This window comes from Kitasatospora sp. NPDC008050 (genome assembly GCF_042957465.1).
Lineage (GTDB): Bacteria > Actinomycetota > Actinomycetes > Streptomycetales > Streptomycetaceae > Kitasatospora.
In genome coordinates this window covers 316,163-341,025 of sequence record NZ_JBIBIJ010000007.1, presented here as the reverse complement: position 1 = coordinate 341,025, position 24,863 = coordinate 316,163, and the positions used below count along the sequence as shown (strand labels likewise).

The 24,863-nt window shown below is 73.4% G+C and carries 23 protein-coding genes; 9 read left to right on the top strand and 14 right to left on the bottom strand.

Annotated elements, in window-relative coordinates:
• Window positions 1–178 precede the first annotated feature (178 nt).
• From ACFZB9_RS17070 to ACFZB9_RS17040, 7 genes are all read left to right on the top strand, one after another.
• Window positions 179–940, top strand: coding sequence for an ABC transporter ATP-binding protein (locus ACFZB9_RS17070; protein ID WP_391447844.1), 762 nt, complete (start codon window positions 179–181; stop codon window positions 938–940).
• A gap of 69 nt (window positions 941–1,009) precedes the next feature.
• Window positions 1,010–3,562, top strand: a complete 2,553-nt coding sequence (locus ACFZB9_RS17065; RefSeq protein ID WP_391447842.1) for an ABC transporter permease — start codon at window positions 1,010–1,012, stop codon at window positions 3,560–3,562.
• A gap of 187 nt (window positions 3,563–3,749) precedes the next feature.
• A complete protein-coding gene (locus ACFZB9_RS17060) occupies window positions 3,750–4,775 on the top strand; it encodes a DUF4129 domain-containing protein (RefSeq protein ID WP_391447840.1) in 1,026 nt (341 codons plus the stop codon).
• Complete coding sequence (locus ACFZB9_RS17055) at window positions 4,772–5,425, top strand: hypothetical protein (RefSeq protein WP_391447838.1); 654 nt, start codon at window positions 4,772–4,774, stop codon at window positions 5,423–5,425. The genes ACFZB9_RS17060 and ACFZB9_RS17055 overlap by 4 nt, the downstream gene beginning before the upstream one ends.
• Window positions 5,426–5,594: 169 nt before the next feature.
• Window positions 5,595–6,620 carry an AAA family ATPase gene (locus ACFZB9_RS17050; protein WP_391447837.1) on the top strand — a complete coding sequence of 342 codons (1,026 nt, stop codon included), beginning with the start codon at window positions 5,595–5,597 and terminating at the stop codon, window positions 6,618–6,620.
• The gene (locus ACFZB9_RS17045) at window positions 6,617–8,035 is read left to right on the top strand and encodes a DUF58 domain-containing protein (protein WP_391447835.1); all 1,419 of its coding nucleotides are present in this window, start codon (window positions 6,617–6,619) and stop codon (window positions 8,033–8,035) included. The genes ACFZB9_RS17050 and ACFZB9_RS17045 overlap by 4 nt, the downstream gene beginning before the upstream one ends.
• Complete coding sequence (locus ACFZB9_RS17040) at window positions 8,032–8,619, top strand: hypothetical protein (RefSeq protein ID WP_391447833.1); 588 nt, start codon at window positions 8,032–8,034, stop codon at window positions 8,617–8,619. Before ACFZB9_RS17045 ends, ACFZB9_RS17040 begins: the two co-directional genes overlap by 4 nt.
• A gap of 75 nt (window positions 8,620–8,694) precedes the next feature.
• Here ACFZB9_RS17040 and ACFZB9_RS17035 read toward each other — a convergent pair whose 3' ends face one another.
• From ACFZB9_RS17035 to ACFZB9_RS16975, 13 genes are all read right to left on the bottom strand, one after another.
• Window positions 8,695–9,651, bottom strand: coding sequence for an ABC transporter permease (locus ACFZB9_RS17035; protein ID WP_391447831.1), 957 nt, complete (start codon window positions 9,649–9,651; stop codon window positions 8,695–8,697).
• A complete protein-coding gene (locus tag ACFZB9_RS17030) occupies window positions 9,611–10,504 on the bottom strand; it encodes an ABC transporter ATP-binding protein (protein WP_391447829.1) in 894 nt (297 codons plus the stop codon). The genes ACFZB9_RS17035 and ACFZB9_RS17030 overlap by 41 nt, the downstream gene beginning before the upstream one ends.
• Window positions 10,501–11,097, bottom strand: a complete 597-nt coding sequence (locus tag ACFZB9_RS17025; RefSeq protein WP_391447827.1) for a MarR family winged helix-turn-helix transcriptional regulator — start codon at window positions 11,095–11,097, stop codon at window positions 10,501–10,503. Before ACFZB9_RS17025 ends, ACFZB9_RS17030 begins: the two co-directional genes overlap by 4 nt.
• A gap of 109 nt (window positions 11,098–11,206) precedes the next feature.
• Window positions 11,207–11,872: a hypothetical protein gene (locus ACFZB9_RS17020; protein ID WP_391447825.1), complete on the bottom strand. Its 666-nt coding sequence runs from the start codon at window positions 11,870–11,872 to the stop codon at window positions 11,207–11,209.
• A 121-nt stretch (window positions 11,873–11,993) separates the two neighbouring features.
• Window positions 11,994–12,521 carry a GNAT family N-acetyltransferase gene (locus ACFZB9_RS17015; protein WP_391447823.1) on the bottom strand — a complete coding sequence of 176 codons (528 nt, stop codon included), beginning with the start codon at window positions 12,519–12,521 and terminating at the stop codon, window positions 11,994–11,996.
• 256 nt (window positions 12,522–12,777) lie between these two features.
• Window positions 12,778–14,016 (bottom strand): styrene monooxygenase/indole monooxygenase family protein, encoded by a 1,239-nt coding sequence (locus tag ACFZB9_RS17010; RefSeq protein ID WP_391447821.1) that lies wholly within the window; start codon window positions 14,014–14,016, stop codon window positions 12,778–12,780.
• 75 nt (window positions 14,017–14,091) lie between these two features.
• On the bottom strand, window positions 14,092–14,727 hold the full coding sequence (locus tag ACFZB9_RS17005; RefSeq protein WP_391447820.1) for an ATP/GTP-binding protein: 636 nt from the start codon (window positions 14,725–14,727) through the stop codon (window positions 14,092–14,094).
• Window positions 14,708–15,190, bottom strand: coding sequence for a DUF742 domain-containing protein (locus ACFZB9_RS17000; RefSeq protein ID WP_391447818.1), 483 nt, complete (start codon window positions 15,188–15,190; stop codon window positions 14,708–14,710). Before ACFZB9_RS17000 ends, ACFZB9_RS17005 begins: the two co-directional genes overlap by 20 nt.
• Window positions 15,191–15,234: 44 nt before the next feature.
• A complete protein-coding gene (locus ACFZB9_RS16995; RefSeq protein ID WP_391448074.1) occupies window positions 15,235–15,645 on the bottom strand; it encodes a roadblock/LC7 domain-containing protein in 411 nt (136 codons plus the stop codon).
• Between the two features lie 158 nt (window positions 15,646–15,803).
• Window positions 15,804–17,897 (bottom strand): ATP-binding protein, encoded by a 2,094-nt coding sequence (locus ACFZB9_RS16990; RefSeq protein WP_391447816.1) that lies wholly within the window; start codon window positions 17,895–17,897, stop codon window positions 15,804–15,806.
• Window positions 17,898–18,734: 837 nt separating this feature from the next.
• Window positions 18,735–20,507 carry a peptide-N4-asparagine amidase gene (locus ACFZB9_RS16985; protein WP_391447815.1) on the bottom strand — a complete coding sequence of 591 codons (1,773 nt, stop codon included), beginning with the start codon at window positions 20,505–20,507 and terminating at the stop codon, window positions 18,735–18,737.
• A 295-nt stretch (window positions 20,508–20,802) separates the two neighbouring features.
• Window positions 20,803–21,036, bottom strand: coding sequence for a hypothetical protein (locus ACFZB9_RS16980; protein ID WP_391447813.1), 234 nt, complete (start codon window positions 21,034–21,036; stop codon window positions 20,803–20,805).
• An 81-nt stretch (window positions 21,037–21,117) separates the two neighbouring features.
• Window positions 21,118–22,080, bottom strand: a complete 963-nt coding sequence (locus tag ACFZB9_RS16975) for an EamA family transporter (RefSeq protein ID WP_391447811.1) — start codon at window positions 22,078–22,080, stop codon at window positions 21,118–21,120.
• Between the two features lie 216 nt (window positions 22,081–22,296).
• Between ACFZB9_RS16975 and ACFZB9_RS16970 the strand changes: the two genes are divergently transcribed.
• Together ACFZB9_RS16970 and ACFZB9_RS16965 are read left to right on the top strand one after the other, a co-directional pair.
• Window positions 22,297–22,800, top strand: coding sequence for a gamma-glutamylcyclotransferase family protein (locus ACFZB9_RS16970; RefSeq protein WP_391447809.1), 504 nt, complete (start codon window positions 22,297–22,299; stop codon window positions 22,798–22,800).
• A 162-nt stretch (window positions 22,801–22,962) separates the two neighbouring features.
• On the top strand, window positions 22,963–23,394 hold the full coding sequence (locus ACFZB9_RS16965) for a hypothetical protein (protein ID WP_391447807.1): 432 nt from the start codon (window positions 22,963–22,965) through the stop codon (window positions 23,392–23,394).
• A gap of 20 nt (window positions 23,395–23,414) precedes the next feature.
• Here ACFZB9_RS16965 and ACFZB9_RS16960 read toward each other — a convergent pair whose 3' ends face one another.
• Window positions 23,415–24,737 (bottom strand): PQQ-binding-like beta-propeller repeat protein, encoded by a 1,323-nt coding sequence (locus tag ACFZB9_RS16960; protein ID WP_391447806.1) that lies wholly within the window; start codon window positions 24,735–24,737, stop codon window positions 23,415–23,417.
• Window positions 24,738–24,863: the final 126 nt, after the last annotated feature.

The window sequence follows — 24,863 nt, the reverse complement described above, 5'->3', positions numbered from 1 at the left end:
CCGGTTGCGGTCGCGGCGGCATTTCAGGGTGTTGTCATACCTGAGGAGGAGAACCGCCCCCGCCGCCCCTCCGGCCGGGGATCGGGCAACCGTTCGACGGAGCGACAGATCGGCCCTCGGGCGCCACCAGGATGGGACCGAACCTGCACGAGCCTGTCCGTCCCCGGGAGCCCTCACCATGCCCATGACCCTCGCCCCCGTCAGATCCGCCGCCACCGCGACCGGGCTGACCAAGGTCTACGGTTCCGGCGCGACCCGGGTGGTGGCGCTGGACGAGGTCAGCGTCTCCTTCCGGCCCGGCGAGTTCACCGCGATCATGGGCCCCTCCGGCTCCGGCAAGTCGACCCTGATGCACTGCATGGCCGGTCTGGACTACGCCACCGCCGGCTCCGCGCGGATCGGCGACACCGAGCTGGTGGGCCTGTCCGACCGGGCCCTGACCCGGCTGCGCCGGGACCAGCTCGGCTTCGTCTTCCAGGCCTTCAACCTGCTGCCGCAGCTGACCGCGCTGCAGAACATCACCCTGCCGATGGACATCGCCGGGCGCAAGGTCGACCAGGCCTGGCTGGACCGGGTGATCGGGACGGTGGGCCTGTCCGGGCGGCTGTCGCACCGGCCGAGCCAGCTCTCCGGCGGCCAGCAGCAGCGGGTGGCCTGCGCCCGGGCGCTGGCCGGGCGGCCGGCGATCGTCTTCGCCGACGAGCCGACCGGCAACCTGGACTCCCGCTCCGGTGCCGAGATCCTCGGCTTCCTGCAGAACTCGGTGCGCGAGCTGGGCCAGACCGTGGTGATGGTGACCCACGATCCGATGGCGGCCGGCTACGCGGACCGGGTGGTCTTCCTGGCCGACGGCCGGATCGTGGACGAGCTGTCACTGCCGACCCCGGCCACCGTGCTGGACCGGATGCGCCGCTTCGAGGGCGCCGGCCGGACCACCTGACCGCCCCCCTGAGCCTCCACCGAGGAAGCCCACCGGCCGCACCGAGGAAGACCGGGAGCCCCGCACCCCATGTACCGCACCGCCCTGCGCAACGTCCTGGCCCACAAGGCCCGCCTGCTGATGACCGTCCTCGCCGTGCTGCTCGGCACGGCCTTCGTCTCCGGCACCCTGGTCTTCACCGACACCCTCGGCAGCGCGCTGAAGTCGCGGAACGCCAAGAGCTTCACCGGCATCGCCGTCTCGGTCAGTGACGACCGCGCGGTCAGCAACGGCTACGCCCACGGCCTGCAGAAGGCCACCACCAGCCACCTCACCGAGCAGACCCGGCAGGCGATCGCCGCGCTCTCCGGCGTCGCCGAGGCCCGCGGCGTGGTCAGCGGCTTCGCCGGCATCGCCGACCACAGGGGCGCGCTGATCGGCGACGGCTTCTCGACCACCGGCACCAACTACCTGCCGGACGCGGGCGGCCAGGACGCCCGCTACCCGCTCGCCGAGGGCCGCGGCCCGCAGCACCCCGACGAGCTGGCGCTGGACACCAGGACCGCGCAGAAGGGCGGCTACCGGGTCGGCGACACGGTGCGGGTGGCCGTCAACGGCCCGGTGATGCGGCTCAAGCTCACCGGCCTGCTGCACGTCAACGACCCGCGGATCACCGCGGGTGGCTCGCTGGCCGCCTTCGACACCGCGACCGCGCAGCACCTCTACCTGACGCAGGGCCAGTTCAACCAGATCGACGTGCGCGCCAAGCCCGGCACCGACGACCGGAAGCTGCTCGACCAGGTCCGGCAACTGCTGCCCAGCGGCGGCGACTTCACCGCGCAGACCGGCGCCGCACTGGCCGCCGAGCAGGACCGCCAGATCACCGAGAGCACCAAGGGGCTGAGCGCCTCGCTGCTGGTCTTCGCCGGCATCTCGCTCTTCGTGGGCGTCTTCATCATCGCCAACACCTTCAGCATGCTGGTCGCCCAGCGCACCAAGGAGCTGGCGCTGCTGCGCGCGATCGGCGCCAGCCGCAAGCAGATCACCCGCTCGGTGCTGGTCGAGGCGCTGCTGGTCGGCCTGCTGGCGGCCACCGGCGGGCTGGCGGCCGGGGTCGGCATCGCGGCCGGGCTGCGCGCGATCCTGAACGGCCCGGGGCAGGCCGATCTGCCCGACGGCCCGCTGATCGTCACGGCGAGCACGGTGGCGAGCGTCCTGCTGGTCGGCGTGCTGGTCACCGTGCTGGCCGCCTGGCTGCCGGCCCGCCGCGCCGCCCGGATCGCCCCGGTGGCCGCGATGAGCAACGGCGACCAGCCGGCCACCCAGAAGAGCCTGCTGATCCGCAACACCATCGGCGCCCTGATCGGGGCGGCCGGCAGCGGACTGCTGGTGCTCGGCGCGGGCAGCCATGACACCGACACCGTGGGCCTGGGCGCCGGGGCGCTGCTGATCGGGGTCTTCATCCTCACCCCGCTGCTCTCCCGCCCGCTGATCGCGCTGCTCGCCCCGCTGCTCCAGCGGATCTACGGCAGCCCCGCCAAGCTGGCCCGGGAGAACGCGCTGCGCAACCCGCGCCGCACCGCCGCCACCGCCTCCGCGCTGACCATCGGGGTCACCCTGATCACCGCGCTGACCGTGGTCGGCGCCTCGGTGAACCGCGCCGTCGACCGGGCGGCCGGCACCGACCTGAAGGCCGACTACGCGGTGGCCATGCAGAACTACGCCCAGCTCGCGCCCGAGGTGGCCTCGCAGATCGCGGCCACGCCCGGGGTGAGCGCGAGCAGCGTGCTGCGCCAGGTGCCGGTGGCGGTCGGCGACCAGGACCGCTGGATCACCGGCGTGAACCCGGACGCCATCGGCGCCTTGGCGACCCTCACCCAGGTCGCCGGCTCACTCGACGCCCTGACGAAGGGTCAGCTGCTGGTCGACCGCAGCACCGCGGCGGGCGAGCGCCTGTCGGTGGGCGATTCGTTCACCGGGAGCTACCCCGACGGCAGCACCGGGACGTTCACCGTCGGCGGGATCGTGGCCGACAACTCGGTGGTGAACGGCCTGCTCGCCCCCGACGCGCTGCTCGCCCCGCACAGCGCGGGGCAGGGCCCGGACCGGGTGCTGGTCAAGGGCGCGCACGGGGCCGATCCCGCGCTCAGGCAGGCACTGCAGGACGCGACCGGCGGCAACCCGCTCATCTCGATCAAGGACCAGGCCGATCTGAAGAAGGAGAACCGACAGATGCTGAGCGCGGCCTTGAACATCATGTACGGGCTGCTCGGCATGTCCGTGGTGATCGCGGTGCTGGGCGTGGTGAACACGATGGCGATGGCCGTCTTCGAACGGCGCAGGGAGATCGGCATGCTGCGCGCGGTCGGGCTCGACCGGCGCGGGGTGCGCCGGATGGTGCGCCTGGAGTCGCTGCTGATCGCGCTGCTCGGCGGGCTGCTCGGGGTGGGGCTCGGGATCCTGACCGGGTGGGCCGGCAACCGGACCATCGCCGGCAGCTTCAAGGACCTGACCACGGTGGTGCCGCCGCTGCCGATGCTCGGCTTCGTCGCGGCCGCCGCGGTGGTCGGCCTGCTGGCCGCCCTCTGGCCGGCCCGGCGGGCCTCGCGGCTGGACGTGCTGGACAGCATCCACGCAGGCTGACCTGCCCGTTTCGTGCCCGCCGCGGGGCGGCCCGCGCGGCCGCCACCGGCCCTTTCGGGCAGTTGGGCACCCCCGGTGGAGGGCGCGGTCCTGCGAGTGCTGACAATGTCTGGACCACTGTGCCAAGCTGCACTGCTAGCGGGCCGTCACCGGTATGCGGACGGACCCGTACGGGGGGAGCACGACCATGAGAGCACCGCATGGTTCGGACGGCCGGGAACACCCGGAGCGTCCAGAACCGAGCACCGCCCGGCTGCGCCAGACCCTGGCCGTCATCGCGGTGGCGGGCCTGGGCTTCGCGGCCCTGGAACTGCGCCCGAGCGGCAGCCTGCTGCAGGGCAGCACCCACGCGCCGCTCAGCGGCGAGCTCGGCCTGGTGATCGTGCTCGGCCTCGCCTGGATGTTCCTGATCGAACGCACCTACCGGCACTTCCGCGGCCAGGTCCAGCACCTGACGGACCTGCCGCCGCGCGCCGAACGGCTGAAGGAGGCGGCGCTGCGGCTGCTCCCGCTGGTGGGGCTGCTGCTGCCGGTCGCCCTGCTGCTGGTCTACCGCGCGGCGAGCGTGCTGCACCCGCAGCCGCAGGTCACGACGGGCCGCCCGCCGCGTCAGGGCCCGACGCCCGCACCGGAGCCGCGCAGCGGCGGCACCCCCTCGCTCGGTCTGCTGGTCTACATCGTGCTGATCGCCGCCCTGGTCGGGCTGCTCGTCCTGCTCTGGCTGGCCTGGCGCCAGCTGCGCCGGGTGCCCAAGGCCGAGACGGCGCCCACCAGGCGCCGGGTGCGCACCATCGAGCGTGAACTGGCCGAGGCGGTCGGCGAGGCGCGGCGGGCTCTGCTGCACGGCGACGACGCGCGCACCGCCGTGATCGCCTGCTACCTGGCGATGGAGGAGTCACTGGCCGCCTCGGGCGTCGAGCGGGAGATCTCGGACAGCCCCACCGACCTGCTGGAGCGGGCGGCGGCCGCCGGGACGCTGCGCGGCTCGGACGCCACCGCGCTCACCACGCTCTTCCACGAGGCCCGGTTCTCCCGTCACCCGATGGACCAGAGCCACCTGGAGCGGGCCGGCGCCGCCCTGGACGCGATCGCCGGACAGCTCGCGGGGCGGATCGCCGAGCGGGCGGCCGCGGAGGCCGAGGCCGCCGCGGCCCGGGCGGCGGCAGCGGCGGACGGATCCGAATCGCAGTCGACGGGGGTGCAGTCCCGATGAGCCCGCAGTCTCCGGAGCACGAGAGCATCACGCGCAGCCGGGCCGGCCTGAAGGCCGAACGCAAGGCCGAGCGCAAGGCCGAGCGCCAAGCCGCCCGTAGGGCCGACCGCGACCCGGCCACCGGTGGGCGGGCCGAAGCCCGGGCAGCCGGGGACCCGAAGCCCGCACCGAGGCTCGGCTCAGTGCGGCACACCCTGGTCGTGCTCGGCCAGCTGACGCCGATCGCGCTCCTGCTGTTCGGCCTGGTCGGTGGCGTGCCCGGGCTGGCCGCCGGGGTCGTCCTGCTGGGCGGCTCCGCCCTGCTGCTGGCCCGCCACGTGGCCGGCGCCGACAGCGAGGACGGCGGCTTCCGGCGGCGCCAGCGGCTGATGGTCAGCCGGGACCCGAGCCTGGCCGACTGGCACTGGACCGTGCGCAACGGCCTGAACGGCAAGGACTTCCCGCACCCGCTGCGGCCCCGGCTGCGGGAGCTGTACGCCGCCCGGCTCACCGAGCGGCACAGCATCTCGTTCTTCGCCGAACCGCGCCGGGCCGCGGCCCTGCTCGGCCCCGAGGTCTGGCCCTGGCTCGACCCCGAGGACCCGGGTGCCGACACCGAGTTGTCGCCGGCGGTGCTTGCCATGCTGATCAACCGCCTGGAGGCGCTGTGACCCACGCCCCGGCCCGACGGACCCGATGTACCTGACGTACCCGATGTACCTGACATGGCTGACGTACCTGACGTAGCTGATGTACCGGCCCTTCCGACTTCCCCGTGCCGGGTGCCCGGCCGGCCCCCGCACCCACCGTCGCGAACCCTTCCCCTTCTGTGAGGACCCTGTGACCACCGATACCCTGACGCCCCAGCAGGCCGGCAAGCTCGCCCGCGAGGTCCTGGCGGAGATCGAGCGCGCCGTGGTCGGCAAGCCGCAGGCGCTGGAGCTGGTCATGCTCGGCGTGCTGGCCGGCGGCCACATCCTGATCGAGGACCTGCCCGGCCTCGGCAAGACCCTGCTGGCCCGCTCCTTCGCCACCACGCTCGGCCTGGACTTCCGCCGGATCCAGTTCACCCCCGACCTGCTGCCCTCGGACGTCTCCGGCGCCCCGTTCTACGACCAGCGCAGCGGCGACATGGTGTTCCGTCCCGGACCGATCTTCACCAACCTGCTGCTGGCCGACGAGATCAACCGCACCCCGCCCAAGACCCAGGCCGCGCTGCTGGAGGCGATGGCCGAGTCGCAGGTCTCGGTCGACGGCACCACGCACAAACTGGCCGACCCGTTCGTGGTGATCGCCACCGCCAACCCGATCGAGTACGAGGGCACCTACGCGCTGCCCGAGGCGCAGCTCGACCGCTTCCTGCTGCGGGTGCGGATGGGCTACCTGACCACCGAGCTGGAGGCCCGGATGCTGCGGGCCCGGGTCGACCGCGCCGCGCCCGAGGCGGTGCTCACCGCGCTGACCAACCCCGCCCAACTGCTCGCGATGCGGGCCTCGCTGGAGCAGGTGGAGGTCTCCGACGACCTGGTCGAGTACGTCGTCGCACTGATCGACGCCACCCGCTCGCACCCGCAGATCCAGGTCGGCGCCTCGCCGCGCGGCGGCCTGGCGCTGGTCCAACTGGCCCGGGCCCGGGCCGCCTTGGAGGGGCGCGACTTCCTGACCCCGGAGGACGTCAAGGCGGTGGCGGTGCCGGCGCTGGCCCACCGGGTCACGCTGAAGCCGGAGTTGTGGGTGCGCCAGGTCGAGTCGGACGACGTGCTGGCGGCGCTGGTGGCGCAGGTGCCGACCCCGCAGACCGTGCCGCGCGCCTCGGCACCGGCCTCGGCCGAGGGCGAGGCGGCGGCCGAGGCCGCCCGGTCATGACGACGGGTACGGCCACCGCGAACGACTCGGCGGGCGAGCCGGCGGGCCGCTCCGCCCCCACGACACGGGCCGTCGGCAGCAGCCGGGCCATCGTCACGGGCCGGCCGCCGCTGACCGAGGACCGCAAGTGGCAGCTGGCCATGAGCGAGTTGGCCAGCCCGCCGCCGCCCGGCTGGCGGGCCTCCGCACGGACCCTGCGGCTGCTCACGGTGGCCGTCGCAGCGGTGGTCGCCGCGCTGGTCACCGGCCACGCCTGGCTCTTCGCGCCGGCCGCCGGGGTGGCCGTGCTGCTGGCGCTGGCCGCGCCAGGGCGCACCCGGCCGACCCGGATCGACGCCGAGGCGAGCGTCTCGTCCCGCCGCTGCTTCGAGGGCGAGCAGCTCACCGCCACGATCCGGGTCGGCCACGACGGCGAGGCCGGGCTGCTCGACCCGCGCAGCGTGCTGGGCCACGGCGTCTCGATCAGCTCCGAGCAGATCACCCTGGACACCGTCACCCTGGAGCTGACCGCCGCCCGCTGGGGCCGCTGGACCATCGGCCACGTCGACCTCGACGTCTACGACACCGGTCACCTGGCCCGGCGCACCGTGCGGGTCGACCTCGGCGAGGTGGAGGTCTTCCCGCTGCCCACCAGCGCCGGCCTGACCCCGATCCCGGTGCGGCTGCCGGAGCGGCTCGGCGAGCACACCACCCGTCAGCACGGCGAGGGCGCCGAGGTCAACGGGGTGCGCCCGCACGTCTGGGGCGAGCGGCAGCGGCGCATCCACTGGCCGTCGACCACCCGGCGCGGCAGCATCCAGCTCAACCAGTTCAGCGCCGAGCGGGCGGTGGACACCGTGATGCTGCTCGACGCGCTGGGCGACTTCCGCGACCCGGCCACCGGCACCTCCACGCTGGACGAGTCGCTGCGCGCCGCCGCCGGGCTGACCCGCGCCTACCTGCGCCTGCACGACCGGATCGGCGTGGTCTCGGTCGGCGGCACCACCCGCTGGCTGCAGGCGGGCAGCGGCAGCCAGCACTTCTACCGGATCGTGCAGAGCGTGCTCGACGTCCGTACCGACCTCGGCTACCGCACGCCCGAGGTCAACCGCCTGCCGCCGACCGCGCTGCCCTCCGGCGCGCTGGTCTACGTCTTCACGCCGCTGGCCGACCAGCGGATGCTGAACGTGCTCGTCGACCTCGCCGACCGGGGCAACCCGCTGGTCGTGGTGGAGGTGCCGGTCGGCGACCCGGTGGTGGAGCAGGACGACGAGATCGGCTGGATGGCGCTGCGACTGTGGCGGGCCGACCGCGAGGCGATGCGGTTCGCGCTGCGCAACCGCGGCATTCCGGTGGTCGCCCACCGTCCCGGCGAGGCGCTCGACCTGGCGCTCGCCCCGCTCCTGCGCAGCCGGATCCAGGGGAGGCAGCGATGAGTTCCGCCGATCACGTGATGGCCGGGGAGGCGGTGGCCGGGGAGGCGGTGAGCCCTCGCGCCCGGGCGTTCACCGAGCACCTGCCGGCGCGCTGCCTGGGCGTCGCGCTGATGGTCTCGGGCACCGTCCCGCTGGCGCTGGGCACCAAGGGCGGCCCGGAAGTCGCCCTGTGGCTGTCCGTCGTCGGGGCCGGCTTCGCCTGGTGGGCCGCACCGCCGGTGCCCGAGGACCGGGAGCAGCCCCGGCTGCGGGCGCTGCGGCGACTGGCCCGGTACCGCAACACGGTGCTGGCCGTCCTCGCCCTGCTGCTCGCGGCGGTGGCGCCCGCCGCACCCTGGGCGGCCGCGGCGCACACCGCGCTGCTGCTGGCCTACCTGCTGCACGTGGACACCTTCAGCGACGTCCACCGGCCGCCGGGGCGCACCGCCGTCGCGGTCGCCTACCTGGCCTCGGGCCTGGTGCTGCTCGCCGCGCTCGCGCCGACCGGGCACTCCTCGGCGGCCCGCCTGCTGGCCGCGCTGGGCGTGGCCGTGGCGGCCGGGGCGGTGGGGCTGACACTCCACGAGCGGCGCGCGGCGGGCTGAGCCGCTCTGATGAGGAGCTGACGAGGGGGTGACTGCTGCTGCTCAGCGGTCACCCCCTCGTCCGTCTGTGGGGCGTTACCTCGCCAGCCGTCCCAGCAGGGCCGAGGCGGCGGTGATGCCGAGCACCGTGGCCAGCGCCAGCACCGCGAAGTCGGAGGCCAGGTGGGCGTGCGTGCCGATCAACAGGCCGCGCAGCGCGTCCACCTGGTAGCTCAGCGGGTTCGCCTTGCTGATCACCTGGAGCCAGCCGGGCATCAGCGCCACCGGGTAGAGGGCGTTGGAGCCGAAGAAGAGCGGCATGGTGATCGCCTGGCCGATGCCCATCAGCCGGTCGCGGGTGAGCACGATCCCGGCGATGGTCATCGAGAGGCAGGAGAAGAACGCCGAGCCGAGCAGGACCACCACCACGACACCCAGCAGCCGCAGCGGGTTCCAGGTCATCGCGACCCCGAGCGCGGCGGCGATCACCACCACCACGACGGCCTGGATCACCGCCTTCACCCCGGCCGCGAACGCCTTGCCGGTGACCAGGGCGGCCCGCGGCGTCGGAGTGACCAGGAGCTTGGTGAGCACCCCGGAGTCGCGCTCCCAGATGATCATGATGCCGTAGAAGATCGCGATGAACATCGCGGACTGCGCGATGATCCCCGGCGCCAGGTAGTCGAGATACGGGATCCCGCCGGTGGGGATGGCGTGCAGCTTGGTGAAGGTCTCACCGAAGATCAGCAACCACAGGGCCGGCTGGACGGCCCGGGTGTACAGCTCGGTACGGTCGTGGCGCAGCTTCTGCAGCTCGACCGCGCACATCGCCAGCACACGGGCGGGCACCAGCCGCCAGCCGGTCCGGGCGCGCGGCGGGACCAGCAGCAGCCCGAGGTCGGGACGGCGGGCCGACGACTGCCCGAGGGCGGCCTGTCCGGCGGGGCTCTGCGCGGTAGGGGTCTGCGCGGCAGGGGTCTGCGCGGCGGGGGCAGACTCGCCCGCGGCCTGGTCAGCCGACGCGGGAAGCGGTGCGGCGGGTACGGCGGACATCGCTGAAGTCTCCTTCCGGTGCCTGGCCACGGCCGAGATCGCGCCCGGCGAAGTGGCGGAACACGTCATCCAGGGTGGGGTGTTCGAGCTCCGGGTTCTGCCCGCTCACCTGGTCCTTCAGCTGCTCGGAGGTGCCCAGGGCGCGGATCTTGCCGCGGTCCATCAGGCCCACCCGGTCGCAGTACTGATCGGCCTCGTCCATGTAGTGGGTGGTGACCAGCACGGTCATGCCGGTGGCCTGGCGCACCGCGTCGATGCACTCCCAGACGCTGGTCCGGGCGATCGGGTCCAGGCCGATGGTCGGCTCGTCCAGCACCAGCAGCCGGGGCGCGCTGACCAGCGCCTGCGCCAGCTCCAGACGCCGGACCATGCCGCCCGAGTAGGTGCCGGCCAACCGGTCGGCCGCCTCGGTCAGATCGACCGCGGCCAGCGCCTGGGCCACGCGCGGGCCACGCTCGCCGCGTGGCACGTCGAAGACCCGGGCGAACAGCTCGACGTTCTCCCGGCCCGTCAGACCGGCGTCGGCGGAGAGCTGCTGGGGAACGTAGCCGAGCATCCGCCGCACCTCCATCCGGCGCCGGGCGACGTCCTGGCCGAAGACCTGGACCATGCCGGCGGGCACCGGCAGCAGGGTGGTGATGGCGCGGATCGTGGTGGTCTTGCCGGCGCCGTTCGGGCCGAGCAGGCCGAAGACCTCGCCGGTGTACACCGTGAGGTCCACGCCGTCCACGGCCTTGGTGCCGGCCGAGCCGCGCTTGCCGTGGCCGAAGGAGTACTCCAGGTCGCGGCAGACCACGGCCTCCTCGGGGGCCGGTGGGGTCGCGGCGGTGGTGTCGGTGTCGGTGTCCGTCATCGGTCGTCCCCTCCATCGTCGTCGACGCCGGCACGGTCGCCGGTGTGATCGCCGTCGTGATCGCCGGTGTGATCGCCGTCGTGATCGCCGGTGCTCTCGCCCCCGGCGCCGTCGTCCCCGCGCTGGAGTCCGGCCGCGAGCCGGCGCAGCGCGGGCAGCGCGGCGGCCAGGGCGGCCCGGTCCTCGGCGGGGAGTTCGGCGACCAGGCCGCCGACCAGCGCCTTGTGGTTGGCGGTCCAGGCCTCCAGCCGCTCGGCCGCCTCCGCGGTGACATGCAGCAGCGCTGCCCGCCGGTCGGCCGGATCCACCTCGCGGCGCAACAGACCGGCCGCGACCAGCTGGTTGACCAGGGTGGACACCGAATTGCCCGCCAGGCACAGCTCCTTGGCGGCGGCCGAGACCCGCAGACCGGGATTGGCCGCCACCAGGCGCAGCAGCTCCACCTGGGCACCGCGCAGGCGCGGCACCGTGAGCTCCTGACGCAGGCGGCGACGCACCAGGCGCGGGATGCCGGCGAGGAGAGCCGGGAACTCGTCGATGAGTTCCGGGTCCGAGCTTGGCGCTGCGGGGAACCCGGGGTCGGTGACAGGCATACGATAATTTTAGCTCTCAATAAGAGCTATCTGTCCAGAGGCAACCTTTCACGGCCTTCGGGAGGGCCTGCGCCATGGTCGGCGCGACGGCCTGCGACGGATGACTGCCCTACGTCAGCGGAGCGCTGTGCCACCGCTCGAACACGCGGCGCGGCCGCCCGGGCAGTTCGACCCGGCCGACCGCCCAGAGCAGGTTCGTCCACTGGTCCGCCACGGCGCCGTCCCGCGGCACCTCGGGGAAGAGCCGTGCCAGCACGCGCTCGCACAACTCCCCCGACGGCGCCCAGTCCAGCCCGAGCCCACGCACCACGTCCTCCGTGTGCACCAGGGTCTCCACCACGCCCATCGCGGCGAAGCCCTCCGGATCCGCGACCCCGTAGGAGTGGTAGCCGCGCACCTGCGGCGCCGTGGTCCGCACAGCTGAGGCCAGCAACGCCCCACCGGCCTCCAGCAGTTCGAGCAACGCGGCCGGCCCCGCCTCGCGCTGGCCCCACACCGCGTTGGCCGGACCGCCCGGCCGCTCGCGATGCCAGCGCAGCGCCAGGTAGCGCTCCAGCGGCACCCGCCGGGTGACCACCTGCGCCGCATAGGCCCACAGGCCGTCCTGGGCGTGTTCCAGCGTCTCCCAGCAGTCCCACTCCAACTCGCCGGCCGGGACGGACCAGTCGGCGCCGACGACGGCCCCCTCAAGGGTCGCGAGGGCCAACTGGACGGCCTGGTCGACGTCGTCCGCGGTGACGGGCGCGGGCCTGCGGGCTTCATGATCAATGGTCATGCGGCGAAAGCTACCAGGGGCCGAGCAGCACGGGGCCGCCTCGTGAGGCCATTCCCCGCCCACTCCCTGCGAGACCGTTCCCCGCGCGCGGCCGCTGCGGCGGCGCCCACCGCCCGGGCAGTCAGGCGCCCTCGGCCCCCGCGAAGCAGTGCACGGCCACCACCGATCCGTTCGGCCAGGTCTGATCAACCGTCAGCATCAGCTCCCAGCCGAGCTGTTGATAGAGCGCGACGGCGGCGCTGCCGGTCGTCACCACGTCCAGCACCGGGTGCAGCCCCCACGCCTGCGCCTGCCCGACCACCGAGGCCAGCAACCGCTCGCCGAGCCCGTACCCGCGCGCGGGCGGCGCCACGTACAGCCGGCTCACCGCGCCCGCCTCCGCCGCCTCCCGCCCGGCCCGCCGCGCCCAGACCTCACCCGCCGAGGACCCGGCACCGCGGCAGAGCGCGGCATGCCCGACGATCTCACCGCCCGCCGACACCGCTACCCAGGAAGCGAGTTGGTCCGACTCGACCAGCCAGCGGGCCGGCTCGGCGGGCCAGTCGACCGGGTAGCCATCGGCCTCGTGAACACCGGCCAGCGCGGCCACGCAGCCGTCCAGATCCCCGGACCAGCGCCGCCGGATCTCGAATCCGCCCGTGCTCTCCATCGCCCCCACCCCTTTCGACACTCCCCCAGGCTAGCCGTAGCGGACAGTTCGGCGACCTGTCCGTGACGTGGCTGCGACAGCAGATCACGAACCGTCGGCCGGGACCGCAGCGTGGTGAGGGGAGTTGGCACGAACGCGTGTGCAGCGAGTTGAAGGCTGCCATCCAGTCCTGAGCGGGGCGCCGAGGGCCCTGAAGCGAGCTGCCCCGCCGCCGGTGGCGCCGGGGCGGGGCAGGGCGGCGGACTCGACTGCCGGGTCAGGCCTGCGGGGTCACCGAGGCCAGGAAGGCGCCGGCCTTCTCCGGGTCGTAGAACCAGTTCTCGAAGTCGGCCGGGTTGTCGAAGCCGTTGGCGAACCGGTCAGCCACGGCCGGGAGCTGGCCCGCCGCGCCGAACAGGTTGAGCACGTGCTCCGGCGGCGGGGCGAGCATCGCGTTGGTCCACTTGGTGACGTGCTGGGCGTTCTCCCAGTAGCGGTCGAAGGCGGACTGCATGAAGTCCCGGTCGAACGGCTTGTCGCCGTGGGCCAGGATCGCGTCCAGGTAGACGGCCGCGCACTTGGCCGCGTTGTTCGAACCCTGGCCGGTGATCGGGTCGTTGGCCACCACGACGTCCGCGACGCCCAACACCAGCCCGCCGCTGGGCAGTTCGCCGATCGGGTTGCGCACCACGGGGGCGTAGCGGCCGGCCAGCGTGGCGCCCGCGTCGGTGAGTTCGACACCGTCGCGGGCGCGGTCGTACTCCCAGGGGGTGTAGGTCTTCATGAGCTCCAGCGTCAGGCGCAGGTGCTCGCCGGGGTCCTTGACGCCCCCGAAGACGTCCAGCGGTCCGCCCGGGATGCCCTCCCAGAACAGGATGTCGCAGGCGCCGGAAATGGTCAGCGCGGGGATCACGAACAACTCGCCGACGCCCGGCACCACGTTGCACCGCACCGCCTTGAAGTCGTGCTCGGGGCGCGGGCCGAGGCCGTGCACGTAGGAGACCGCGAGGGCGCGCTGCGGCGAGTCGTACGGCGAGCGGCTCGCGTCGCGGCCGAACATCGAGACCAACTCGCCCTTGCCCGCGGCGACCAGGACCAGGTCATAGGTGCGGGCGAAGTAGTCGAGGTCCGAGACGGCGACACCGTGGATGACCACCTGGCCGCCGCGCTGGGCGAAGGTCTCCAGCCAGCCGGACATCTTGATCCGCTGGTCGACCGACTGCCCGTAGCCGTCCAGTCTGCCCACCCAGTCGATCACCCGGGCGGACTCCGGGCCGCTGACCGAGACGCCGAGCCCCTCGACCTTGGGCGCCGCGTCCTCCCAGAAGTTGATGCCCAGCTCGCGCTCGTGGCCCAGCGAGGTGCTGAACATGCACTGGGTGGAGAGCACCCGCCCGTCGCGCACCTCGGCCGCGGTGCGGTTGGTCATCACCGTCACGTCGTAGCCGTGCGACTGGAGGCCCAGCGCCAGCTGGAGCCCGGCCTGCCCGGCCCCGACGATCAGTATCTTGCGCATCGCTGCCTGCCTTCTTGCTTGGTGGATCACTGACTTGCCTGGCGGCCCGACCGGCCCGGCAGATGTGACGGAACGTCAGAGGCGTGCCGTCAGAAGCGGACTGGAGGGCGGCGGCCCGGGCTCGGCGGCCAGCGCGTGCAGCACCAAGGCCGCCAGCACCTCGACCGCGGAGGACCGTTGACGCGCGTCGCAGATCAGCACCGGTACCTGGTCCGGCACCGCCAGCGAGTCGCGGACCGCCTCGGGTGTGTAGACCGGAGCGCCGTCGAACTGGTTGACCGCCACCACGAAGGGCAGCCCGCTGCCCTCGAAGTAGTCCAACGCCGGGAAGGAGTCGGCCAGTCGGCGGGTGTCGGCCAGCACCACGGCGCCGACCGCGCCGCGCACCAGGTCGTCCCACATGAACCAGAAGCGCCCCTGCCCCGGGGTGCCGAACAGGTAGAGCACCAGGTCCGATTCGAGGGTGATCCGCCCGAAGTCCATGGCCACGGTGGTGGCGGACTTCGCCGGGACCGCCGCGGTGTCGTCCACCCCGACACTCGCCTCGGTCATCACCGCCTCGGTGGTGAGCGGGGGTATCTCGGAGACCGAGCGGACGAAGGTGGTCTTGCCGACCCCGAATCCGCCCGCCACCACGATCTTGGTGGAGGTGGCGCTGCCCGCCACCAGCGGAACGCCGGGCGGAACCACCTCAGAGCTTGCGAAGTCCACCCAGCACCCTCTCCAGCAGATCGCGCTTCGACGCGCCGGGAAGCTCCCCGGCCAGATCCGTACCGTCAGCCACGTCCGCTCCGTGCACCCGGATCCTGCCCTGGTCGGCGAGGTCGCTGACCAGCACCTTCACCACCCCGAGCGGCATGTGCAACAGTGCGGAGATCTCCGCGATCGAGCGCATCTGCCCCCGGCAGACGTCACAGATCGCGGCCAGCTCGGGCAGCCCGCGGTCGGCCGGGTCGGCCGGCCGGTTGAGCGCCGACACCAGGGTCTCGACCAGCAGCACCCGGCCGAACCTGGTCCGGCCGCGGGTGATCGCATACGGCCGCACCCGGGACGAACGCCCCTGCCCGGGACGGACGGTGTCGGTGCGCCGCCCGTGCCCGGGGCCGACGCCCCCAGGGCCGCTCGGACCGAACGCGCCGTTCCCACTGCTCCCGCTGCCAACGGTGCCAGGCATGCTCCCGACCTCCTCTGGACTCGATTCCGGACTCGACTCCGGACTCATCGGACGGCCATCGCCCGGTGGAGTTCGCTGCGCACCTGAGGTGTCAGCGCATGGCCGGCGCGCTCCACGAGCAGCGCCATCTGGTAGGCCAGCACGCCCAGATCGCTCTGCAGCGAGGCGTAGACGCCGAGGCAGGACCCGTCGCTGATGGCCATCACCACCAGGTGCCCCTCGTCCATGGTGACCATGGTCTGCTTGACCCCACCGAACTCGATGGCCCGCGCCAGCCCGCCGGCCAGGCTGGTCAACGCCGAGACGATGGCGGCCAGTTCGTCGGAGCGGGTGCTGTGCCGCGCGTCGGCGAGCAGCAGTCCGTCCGAGGAGACCACGACGGCCTCCTCGACTCCGGTGACCGAGTCGCGGAAATCGCCGAGCAGCCAGCGGACGTTCGACGCGCCCTGGCTCACCGGCTGGTGGCTGGCGGCGAGTTGACCGGCACCCGGCTGTCCGATGCCGGGCCGCCCGGTGCCGGACTGCCCGACGCCTGGCCGGCCGATGGCGTAGGGGATGGCGTACGAGCTGGACAGCGGGGCGGCTGCCGGGGTGTTCCGGTGGTCGGGATCGGTCATCGGTCCTGTTCCTCGGCGGCGGAGTCGCGGGCCGCCTGACGCAGCCCGCTCTGGAAGCCGCCGAGCCTGCGGCGCAGCTCCTCGGCGGAGGTACGGGGCCGACGCGACGGCGTGGCGGCGGCGCCCTGGCCGGCCTCGGTCGCCGTCGGCTCGGCGGCGAGCCGGCGCAGGCCGGAGGTCGGGGTCTCGCCAGTACCCGGAAGCCCACTGCCTCTGGGGACCCGCTTGGGGAGGCCGAGCGAGGTGACCTCGCCGCCCTCGGGTGTCTCGCGGGTCCCGCGGTCCCCCGGGGCCCCGGCACCCTGGGCGGGCTCGGCAGGCTCGGCGGGCCCGGCAGGCCCGGCGGGCCCGGCGGCGGCCCCAGGGGCTGCACCGGTATCTGCACCGGTATCTGCACCGGCCTCGGCGCCGAGCGCCCGGCGGAGGTGGCCGACCATCAGCTGCTGGGTCGGCGGGTCGATCTCGGCGGCGCGGTCGTCCTCGGCCACCGGTGAGAACGTGGGGGCGGGGGCCGGAGCGGAGTCCGCAGCAGGCGTGGGCGTGGCGGACTCCGCCGCCGACGCGGGGGCGGCCTGGGGCGCGTTCGGCGCCGCGTGGGCCGGGCGACGGCGCGGCAGTGGCGGCAGGTCCGCGTCGTCGACGCTCTCGCCGCCCGGGCCCTGTCGCGTCGCCGGGGTCGCGGACCGACCCTCACGGGCCGCCGCGGCCACGGGTTCGGCCGGCGCCAGCTCGGCGGCGAACTCCGCTGCCGCGCGGACCTGTTGCGCCTGCGCCGCGGCGCTGCGTTCGGCCCGCCGCTGGTCGTCCAGGTCGGCACCGACGGTCCCGTCCTGGTGCAGCGCCTCGCGCGGCAGCACCACCATGGCGGTCACGCCGCCGCCCTGCCCGTTCTCGCGCAGCTGCACCCGGACGCCGTGCCGGGCGGCCAGCCGGGCCACCACGAACAGGCCCATGCTGCGGCCGGACAGCGCGCCCGAGAGCAGCACGTCCCGACGGTCGGCGGGGCCGGCCGGCAGCGGCTCGGCGAGTTGCCCGTTGAGGGCGTGCAGCCGCTCCGCGGGCAGGCCGATGCCCCGGTCGCTGACCGAGATCATCACCTCGCCGTTGTCCAACTGCCAGCCGCCGACCTCGACCTGCTCCTGCGGCGGGGAGAAGGCCGTGGCGTTCTCCAGCAGTTCGGCCAGCAGGTGACTGGTGTCGTCGGCGACCGCGCCGGATAGCCGGACGGCGGCCAGGAAGCCCAGTTTGACGCGCTCGTAGCGTTCGATCTCGGAGACGGCGGCCCGCACGACGTCCAGCAGGGTGACCGTCTTGCGGCTGCGCGAGCTGTTCTCCAGCCCGGCCAGCAGCAGCATGTTCTCGCTGTTGCGGCGCATCCGGGTGGCGAGGTGGTCGAGCCGGAACAGGCTCTCCAGCTGGGCCGCGTCGGCCTCCCGGCTCTCCAGGGCCTCGATCAGCACCAGTTGGCGCTCGACCAGGGTCAGGGTGCGCATCGCGAGGTTGACGAAGGTGGCGTCGACGCTGCCCTGCAGCTCGTCCCGTTCCTTGGCCAGGTCGTCCCGCTCGGCGAGCAGCAGCTCGCACTCCCGCAGCAGTTCCTCCACCCGGTCGGCCGACTCGCCGCCCGCGGCCACGGCCTCGCCCCACTGGCGGCTCAACTCCTGCTGCTGTCGCTGGAGTTCCTCCCGCTCCTGGAGCAGCATCCGGCGCTCACCGGCGAGTGACTGCACCTGCCCGTTCTGCGCGTCGCGTTCGGCGGTCAGCCGCGCGCGCTCCTCCAGCAGTCCACCGCGCTCGTCGAGCAGCGCGGCGAGGTTGCGGGTGGCCAGATCACGGGCCTTCTCCAGCGGCCGGGCGGTGACTCTGCGGACCACCACGGCGGTGCCGCCGAGCAGCACCACGGCGGCGGCGCCGCTCGCGACCCACAGCTCACTGCCGCCCTGGCCGTGCGCGGTGTCGCAGCCGGCCAACGAGGTCAGGGCGGGCAGGGTGACCAGCGTCCCGAGGAGGCGGCGCGGTAGCCGCCGGTCCGTCACCCGGGCCAGGTGTCGGCGCAGCGCGGGTTTCTGACGCGCGGTCCTCTTACGCAAAGGTGCTCACAATCTCGTCAGGCCTCAAGCATCGGAGCCGCACCTGGCCCCGATCGCACTCTCAGACAGGCGGCCGCACCCCGTTCCGCCGCTGACACCCGCACGAGTGAAGCGCAGAACACAGTTCAGAACAAGATCAACTCAGTCGGTGGACTTGGTCGATCCTCCAAGCATCACACCCGACACAGGACGTTTCCGCAGGTCACAGATGTATCACTGGCCGTCAGGCGAAAACCTTCGAGAAGCGCGATGTGACGGAGATCTCACCATCCGCAAGGCCGTGTCGGCCACCCGGTCGACGGAGCATCAGCTGGTCCGGAGGAGCACGCGGACACGGAACCGGAATCCCGCAGTCCGCCAGCCCGGAACCGGACATGAGGGCAGGCCAGAGGCGTTTTGACGCGATCCTGACGCCCCGTCGCCCGCGCTGCGGGAGCACGACGGCGGACGGCTCGACGGACGGCTCGACGGATCGCTCGGGCGGCTGGTTCGGGCGACTGATTCGGGTGGCCGGTTCGGGCGGCTCGGCAGATCGTCGGCCGGAGAGATCTCCGGGCGACGGAATCATTGCCCCGCACGTCCCGCTCACTTTCTCGCCGCATTACCCGCCGGGGGCGGCGAGGGCGGCCGGTCGGATCCGGCGCGCCCACCCGAGGTAGGCGGAAAGCGCTTTTCGAGCCGGGTGCCGATCGCCGCGCACGGTGGGGGCTGCGAATGGAGAGTTCGCTCACGAAGAGCATGCGGATCAGGGTGACGAATGCGCTCGGCGGCCTTTACTCCGGCGGCAGTTGACGGCATACGGACCGTCAGCTGCCGCCGGAGCGGCCGAAGGCTCGGCTAGCGGCAGCTGCGGAGCCGGTCCAGCGTCAGGTAGCCGTGATCGGCGGCCAACTCGTGGTCGTAGCAGCCGCCGTCGGCCGTGCGGCCCACGTAGTGCTCGTCCGAACTGCCGTCGGCCTGCACCATGGTGCCGGACTGGCGCTCCAGCACGCCCTGCGCCGACATCCGGTCGTCGGTGCTCGCCCGCTCGTGCCAGCGCCCGTTGCCGCGGCGCGTCTCGTCCGTCAGGCTGCGGGCCACCGTGACCTGACCGCGGGCCAAGTAGCTGTCCGCGCCCGTGCCCGGCACGTAGGTGCTGGTCACGTCGATCGGGTAGGACCAGCTGCTGCGTGCCTGCTCCGGGGCGCCGTGGCCGCGGTCGGTGCTGGTCACCGTCCAGCCGTTGTCCTGCTGCGAGCTGACCTGGTTCTGCCCCTGGCCGGAAATGGTGTCGCTGTTGCGGTACTCGGCATGGTGGTCCAACCGGGTGGTGATCCGGCCGCGCGAGGTGTCGACGTAGCCGGCCACCGTCCAGTCCCGGCCGGTGCTCGCGGTGATCAGCTCGCCGCCGTCGGCCTGCGCGGTCTCGGTGGTGGCCACCTGCGGCGCGGCGGTGATGGTGTCGCTGGTGACCGCACCACTGGTCTGCGCGCGCGCCGGGTCGGTGTCCAGGAACAGGCTGCCGTCGAGCGTCCAGCCGTCGCTGATCCCGGCCGGCGGGACCAGCGTGACGGTGTGCGGCCGGCCGTCGGTGAGGGTGCCCGCGAACGGCGTCAGGTCGACGTCGTAGGGCTGGGTGCGGAAGGCGTCGATGCTGGGGATCGGCCGCCACATCATGGGGCTGATCCCACCCGTGTAGATGGCCGGGAACGGCTGCACCGTCCCGGCGAGCCGCCCGTCGACCAGGACCTGCACCTCGCGGTAGGTGCCGCCGCCGCAGAGCCCCCAGGAGGGGTGGGCGGCCGCGTAGTCGTCCGGCACGTTGGAGTACCAGAACTCCTCGCAGCCGCCGCCCCGGGCGTAGAGCTGGAGGTGGGCGCTGGTGAGGTTGCGCGGGAAGGTCAACGTCGACGTGGCGGTCTGGCCCTTGGTCAGCGTCCACCAGCCCGCGGCGGTGGTCGACTGCGAGACCGGGAGCACCTGGTCGGCCGTGGTGGCCGCCGGGTGCTTCCGGTCGGCCTGGTAGTAGGTGACCGTGAGCGTCATGTGATAGACGCCGGTGTAGGTGGAGTTGACCACGTTGCCGAGGTCCACCACGAGCGGCTGCGGGGTGCGCAGCAGCGGGATGAAGCTGGTCAGGTCCTGGTCCACGTGCCAGCTGATGCCGGCGGCGTCGGGCTCCGGGGTGCTGGTGCGCAGGACCTCGGCGCCGCCGATCCAGACCCCGGCCAGCCGGTCGTACTGGCGGCCCGCGACGCTGCCGCTCCAGTCCAGGACCACCTTGTTCCACGGCCCCGGGCAGGAGGCGGGCGGCGCGAGGGTGCCGGTGAACGGCTGGCCGTAGCTGTTGGCGAAGTCGTGCTGCATGGCGGTGACCGTGCAGTGCGGGGTGTCCGGGCGGCTGATCGGGGGCAGCGCGGTGACCGGGTTGCCGTAGTTGGTCTCCAGGTGCCCGGTGGGCGCGGGAGCACCGGCGGCGGGCGCGGTCGCCGACGTGGCTGCGGTGGCCGCGGTGGCCGCCGTGGGGAGGCAGAGTGCGGCGGCGACCGCCAGCACGAGAGCGGGTACGGCGCGGGCGAGCGGGCGCCGTAGGGAGGCTGGGACGGGAGCGGGTATCGGCACGGTTGGCATGTACTCACGGGCCCGCGATCACTGTCAAGGGTTCCGTGTGCTGTGACTGGCAGGGGGGTTGACGCTCTGTCGGGGGGCGGTGGGGCGGGTGGGGCGGTGGGTGACAGGCGACGGATGACGGTCGGCGGATGGCAGGTGTGCGATGACGGGTGACGGTCGGGGGACGACGGATGGCAGATAGCAGCTGGCGGATGACAGATTCTGAAATCTGTCATCCGCCAGCTGCTATCTGCCATCCACTAGCCGTCGACTGCCAGCTGCCAGCTGCTGCCAGCCATCCGCCAGCTGCGCCCGGTCAGTGCTTCTCGTGCAGGTGCGCCGCCATGCCACGGCACCAGCGGGCGAACTCGTCGCGGTTGCGCTCCTCGCCCCCGCAGAGGGCGCTGACCTGGGCGTCGGTCAGGCGGTTGGGGCCGCCCATGGCCAGCAGGTGGCCCATCTCATCCAGCAGCACGGCCAGCCGCTCGGCATCCGCGTGCTCGACAGCGGTGACGGCCTCGGTGTGGCCGATCGTGACGGAACCAGGCATCACGGACTCCATTCACTCCTAGCCCCCTCCCCCCAAGGTACGGCCGCCCCGTACCCCCCGCCCACCCGCGCCGGTGCCACCTCACCGCCGCCGTTCCGTACTCACCACCACGCAGACCGCCGCCACCACGACCGCCCCGCCGAGCAGCTCCGACCCGGTCAGCCGCTCGGAGAGGACCAGCCAGCCGAGGAAGACCGCGACCACCGGGTTCACGTACGCGTAGGTGGCGACCAGGCTGAGCGGGGCGGACTGGAGCAGCCACGCATAGGCCGTGAACCCGACGAGCGAGCCGACCACGATCAGGTAGCCCAGCGCGAGCCAGGAGCGGGTGGAGACGGCGCCGAGGTCCAGCCCCCGCTCCTCGCCCCGGACCAGCGCCACCAGCAGACAGCCGAGCCCGCCCGCCAGCATCTCGTAGGCGCTCGCCACCAGGGGGTTGGCGGGCATCGGCAGTCGGCTCGACATGAACGAGCCGATCGCCCAGGAGAGCGAGGCAATCATGATCATCACGACACCGCTCAGCGACACGCTCCCGCTGAACCCGGCGGCCGACAGGACGCCCAGCCCGACCAGGCCGAGCAGGACCCCGACCAGCGCCGCTCCCCCGGGCCGATCACCGAAGACGGTGCGCAGCACCACCACCCAGAGCGGCACCACCGCCACCAGCAGCGCCGCCAGGCCCGACGGGATCCGGCCCTCGGCCAGTACGAGCAGCCCGTTGCCGCCGACCAGGAGCAGCACGCCGACCAGCACCGTCGAACCGAGCTGACGGCGACTCACCCGCAAGGCGCGCGGCCCCAGCCGCCAGGCCAGCACCCCGAACAGCAGCAGCCCGGCGACCAGGAAGCGGACCGCTCCGGAGAGCAGCGCCGGCATGGTCTCCACCGCGATCCGGATGCCGAGGTAGGTGGAGCCCCAGACCACGTAGACCACGGCGAGCGCGGCCCAGACGGTCCTCGAAATCCGGGCGCCGCCCGGCCCGAGCGATGCGGCGGAGCCCGGACCCGAGGCGGCGGAGGAGCGTTGGGCCCCGATCGATGTCATGCGTGTCTCCCGATGTCGGTACTGTCCGGCCAGCGCTCATCAGAGCGCATCGGGGCACCCGGCCGCCAGCGGGTATCGAGGACTGATCGGACCCCCATTTCCCCGCGCTCCACCAGCGGCGAGAATCGGCGTACACACCATGCCGCACCGAGCAGGTACCCGTGCCGCGCAGAGAGCGCCACGGAGAGAGTGTCACGGAGAGAGGAAGGGCCCACGGTGACCGACCGGCCGCTGCCGTTCTTCGTCTACGGCACGCTGCGCCCCGGGCAGCGCAACCACGCGCACTTCCTGGGCGGCCACTGCGCGCGGATCCAACCGGCGGTGCTGGCGGGCGCGCTGCTGCACGAGGGGCCCGGCTACCCGTACCTGGTCGCCGACCCGGACTCCCGACGGCGGGTGCTCGGCGAGCTGATCACCGTCCGGCCGGGCGATTTCACCCCGGTACTGGCCGCGCTGGACCTGCTGGAGGGGTGCCGCCCGGACGGAAGCGGCCACTACATCCGCCTTCCGCTCCCCGTCACGGTCACCGCCTCCGCGTCCGCCTCCACCCCCACCGCCGCCACGGCCACCACCACCACCGACGCCAGTGCCGGTCCCCCCGCCCCCGACCCCGCCGAGCAAGTGACCGCCTGGGTCTACCTGGCCGGCCCGGAGCAGGCCGCCCGGCTGCGCGCGCACCCCGCCCCGATCGCCTCCGGCGACTGGACGCACCCCCGCTGACCGCAGCACCAGCACGGACGGCACAAGGACCGTTCGCGAACAACCCTCTATGCTCGACCAACACGCCCGCACCCACCCGAGCGGGCCAGGAACTGGGAGAGAGTGAGCATGACCACGGTCTCGACGCGGGCCCGACGGAATCTGACGAGGCGTCAGACAGGTGTGCTCGCGCTGACGTTGCTGGCCGTGGCCGGCTGCTCCTCCTCGGGGACGCCGGCGCCACCGGTGGCCCAGAAGATCGCCCTCCCCGGGAGCGCGAGCGGCAACCAGTCCAGCGAAGTCCGGCTGCACGTCGGCGAACGGCTGGGGGTCGCCACCGTCCGCAACGCCCAGCCCCGCGCCTGGACGACCGGCACCAGCGCCAACTCCCGTATCGTGCACCAGGATCCGAGCGCCACCACACGGAGCTGCGCGCCCGCCGAGGCCGGCTGCGAGAGCGAGGTGCTGGAGATCTACACCGCCACCACCACCGGCAGCGCCGAGCTCACCTGGTCCTACCAGAACCTCCCGACCTGCGGCCCGTACGCGGACCACCGCGACCCGATCCCCTGCGTGCTGGGCACGATGACGGTCCATGTGACCGTCGTCCACTAGGGCCTGCCGCCGAGCTCCCCTCAGGCGGCGTGCAGGTCGATGGCGTGCAGCACCAGGTCGTGGCCGGCGTAGCAGTACCGGCCGTCGGTGGAGAGCGACCAGACGTCGACGCCCGCCTCGCCGTCCTGGAAGGCCCAGCGCTTGGTCCCCGCCGCGGCGTCGAGGGCGACCACGCCACCGTCCGTCGGCCCGGGCACCAGCAGCAGGCCGCCCGCCTGCAGCGGTCGGCTGCGGTAGTCCAGCCGGAACGGCAGCTGGTAGGTCCACCGCGTGGCGCCGTCGCCCGAGTCCAGCGCGGTGACCAGCCCGTCGTCGTTGAAGAGGAAGAGCCGCCCGTTGTCGCCCGGCAGCGGGGCCAGGTAGCGCCAGGAGTCACCCGGCCCGGGGCTCAGCGTCCGGTGCACGCTGCCGTCCGCCATGCTGAGCAGGCGCAGCCCGGAGCTGTTGTCCGGCGCGTAGATCCACTGCTGGTCGGCGTTCCACCAGCCGGTCCCGCCGATCGTCCAGAGCCGGCGGCCGTCCCGGGCGTCCAGCAGGGACGTGCTGGAGGTGCCCTCCATCAGCAGCCGTCCGCCCGGGACCACGGCGAGCCGGATGATCAGCTCGTTGTGCTCCACCGGCACCTGCCAGATGGGCTGCCGGGTGGCGAGCGAGACGGCGATCAGGGCGCTCTCCGCGCGTCCGGGGTCGTTCGAGCCGGGCCCGACGAAGCCGTCGTTGCGGCAGTAGAGCGCGGTGCCGTCGCTGTCGAATGCCCGCAGCTGCGCCTGCGGGCCGCCGGGCGTGCCGGCCGGCGCGGCGTACTGCCAGTCCGAGGCGCCGGTGTCCAGGTCGTATCCGATGATGCGGCCCGGCTCCTGATCGCTGTCCGCGCCGGCGTCGAAGAGCCGCGAGCCGCCCGCGAGCAGCTGCCCCGCGGTGGAGACGGAGAAGTGCCGCAGCGCGCTGCCCGAGGCCGGATCGAGCTGCGCCAGGTCGGCGTCGGTCAGGTAGAGCGGCGGAAGGGTGAGGCTGCCCATCCGACTGTTCTGGAGCCGGCCGGTGCCGCGATAGGTCCAGCGCGGCTTCGGCCCGCTGGGCGCCGCCCGGGGAGCGGCGGAGCCGGGACCGCCGGACGGGGGCGCGGCGGACCGCGCGGGCGGGCTCGCCGAGCGCCGGTTCACCGCCCAGGCCGCGCCGCCCGTCAGCGCCACGGCGCCGCCGAACAGCAGCTGCCGGCGGGTGAGGCCGAATCGCGAGACGGGAGGGGAGGAGGCGGGATCGGCCAGCACCTCCATCGGCTCACCCGCCGCGCCCTCCTCGTCGTCGAAACGCCAGGACCCCCCGCTCCCGTCGGCACTCACGCCTGCTCCCCCCGTCGGGCCGTCCGCCCGTCTCCCGCCCCCAAGATCCGTTGGTCGCGACTTTACCTCGCGGTGCGCGGCGGGCAGGCGGGGTGTAGAGAGGAAAGGTGCCTCCCCAGCGGCGTT